The organism is Bartonella sp. ML69XJBT, from assembly GCF_028618515.1.
GTDB lineage: Bacteria > Pseudomonadota > Alphaproteobacteria > Rhizobiales > Rhizobiaceae > Bartonella.
In genome coordinates this window covers 1-2,248 of record NZ_JAQITB010000087.1, presented here as the reverse complement: position 1 = coordinate 2,248, position 2,248 = coordinate 1, and the positions used below count along the sequence as shown (strand labels likewise).

3 protein-coding genes and 2 pseudogenes are annotated in these 2,248 nt (G+C 37.5%); 2 read left to right on the top strand and 3 right to left on the bottom strand.

Going from position 1 to position 2,248, the window contains the following annotated elements:
* From PVV68_RS10100 to PVV68_RS10090, 3 genes and pseudogenes are all read right to left on the bottom strand, one after another.
* A pseudogene (locus tag PVV68_RS10100) lies at positions 1-500 on the bottom strand (hypothetical protein); the annotation flags it as partial.
* A gap of 96 nt (positions 501-596) precedes the next feature.
* A pseudogene (locus tag PVV68_RS10095) lies at positions 597-1,286 on the bottom strand (hypothetical protein).
* Between the two features lie 80 nt (positions 1,287-1,366).
* Positions 1,367-1,519 carry a hypothetical protein gene (locus tag PVV68_RS10090; protein ID WP_273722099.1) on the bottom strand — a complete coding sequence of 51 codons (153 nt, stop codon included), beginning with the start codon at positions 1,517-1,519 and terminating at the stop codon, positions 1,367-1,369.
* A gap of 68 nt (positions 1,520-1,587) precedes the next feature.
* Here PVV68_RS10090 and PVV68_RS10085 point away from each other — a divergent pair, with 68 nt between their 5' ends.
* Entirely contained in the window at positions 1,588-1,794 is a 207-nt protein-coding gene (locus PVV68_RS10085; RefSeq protein WP_273722098.1) for a hypothetical protein, read from the top strand.
* Positions 1,772-2,149 (top strand): DNA adenine methylase, encoded by a 378-nt coding sequence (locus tag PVV68_RS10080; RefSeq protein WP_273722097.1) that lies wholly within the window; start codon positions 1,772-1,774, stop codon positions 2,147-2,149. The genes PVV68_RS10085 and PVV68_RS10080 overlap by 23 nt, the downstream gene beginning before the upstream one ends.
* Positions 2,150-2,248 lie beyond the last annotated feature (99 nt).

Sequence of the window (2,248 nt, the reverse complement as noted above, 5' to 3'; positions counted from 1 at the left end):
TAAATTTGGGCACGACCATTAATAAAGGCATAATTATAAACCTCAGCATAGCTATGAATATGAGCCGAGCCAGCAACAATGGCACGACCATAGACTCTTGCATAACCAAAAACCGTAGCATCATAAGAAACATGCGCATAATCATAAACATGAGCATTGCCATAGACACAAGCATTGTCATAAATATTTGCATATTGAGAGATGAAAGCCCTCCCATAGACCTCACAATCCCCATAGACTTGACCACAGATTTGAGAATAATGACGTATTTTTGCATTGTCAGAAACGCGCGCATGACCATAGGCACAAGCATTATCATATACCCAGCAATTGCCATCATGAGAGAGATTTGCTTCCTTTTCGATAAAGCCACCAAGGTCACCTTCCTTGACATCATCGAAATCTTTTAAAGCACAAATGCAATAAAGATTGATAGTTTCTCTTGTCAGAGCATGTTTTATTTTTTTTATTCCTCTAGTTAATTCGTATTTTTTGCACATAAGAATACCTCACACAATTGAATGTGTTAAACATTTGCTAAAATTTGGAATGGAAAATTTGAAAGAGGGGCGCCCCCGCCGCGCCCGCGTCTTATTTTACGCTACTTTATTTTCAATAATCTTTACAACGTGATCGTTTTCATAAATTTCACAATCAGAAGGAATCCCATATGCATAGTAAACGTTTTGTTCAACATATGAATAACCATCTCTTTTTAATCTTGCATTGCCATGTACCAAACCTCTAATGGTGTGATAACCAGTCACCTTTGCATTCCCATAAACAGAACTGTAGACCTTAACATACCCACCCACGCTAGCATTGCCATAGACCTTGCCATAATTTTAGCACCACCACTCACAACAGCATGATCATAAACTACCGCTTTGCTATGAATACGAGCACTCCCAGATAATTTTGCATTCCCATAAACCCTTGCATATTGAAAAACCCAAGCATTATAAGAAAGGTGCGCATTGTCATAAACATGAGCATTTGCATACACGCGGGCACGATCACAAACATGCGCATTGCCATAAACAAAGCCCATAATAATAGCCTTATCAGAAACCTTAGCATTTTCATAAAATATAGGCAGGATTTAAAACAAGAGCATTATCATATACCCAGCAATTGCCATCATGAGAGAGGTTGCTTTCATTTGCAATAAAGCCACCTAAATCCCCAGCCTTTACATCAGCAAAGTCTCTTAATGCTTTAATGCGATAAAGAGTTTGATTATTAAATACACGTGTCTCATTTGTGAGTGCAAACTTTTTTTGCATAGCACAATTCCTTTATAAAGAGATAAAATTGTAAAAATGAAATGTTTAAAGAGAGGCGCCCCCGTCGCGCCTAGTGTTAATTACATTGCCTCGTCATAATATTCATGACGGTAATCATCATCATCATCATTACCAAATCTTGGAATTGCCTCATCATGAATTTGATCATCTTCTGTTAAAGAGGCAGCATTATGAACACAAGAAGAGCCTGATACATAAGAACCACAAACCACGGCATCTTTTAGGTTCAGGTGTCATTTTCCTAAACAAAAGACCAGCGAAATATTCCGTCATTAATGATTTGAATGGAGAGATCACGAATCTGTTTCAATGTGTTCAAAATGACTTTGATGCTTTAGCCAAACGATTGGAGTGGTTTGTTTGTTCGAGACAGTTGTTTTTTGAACTTGCATCTATTGCCCCAGAGAGCCTCTCTAAAGTTGAAAGAGCTGCACGCTTTTTGTTTCTCCAACGTTGTGTGATGTATGGGGAAAAAGAGAACGGTTAGTTTTAATCCAGAGAAGCTTTTATCAAGGATGAGGCGTGTTAGACAGAAGCTTCTAGATACAACTATCTTAAACTTATCGTGGGAGCGGGTTGTGGAGCTATTTGATGCACCCGATAGTTTATTTTATCTAGACCCACCTTATTTTTTGAAGAAGAAGTGTTATAGCTCTGGGAATTTTGTTGAAGATGATTTTGAGAGCATGGCAAAAATTCTCAAAGGTGTCGAAGGCAAATTTATCTTGAGTCTGAATGATTGTGATGCTGTAAGAGAGATCTTTAAAGATTTTGATTTTTTAGAAGTAGAGACCCTTTGGACAGCAGGTACAGCAAAAAAACACCTCGAAAAGAAGTGCTGATTCGTAATAATTGAGGAAAGTTTGAAAAAGATTTGTTAGAATCAGCAGAAATATTTCTTCTCTAATAGGACTTTTTATATGCTTACATCATTTGGCAAA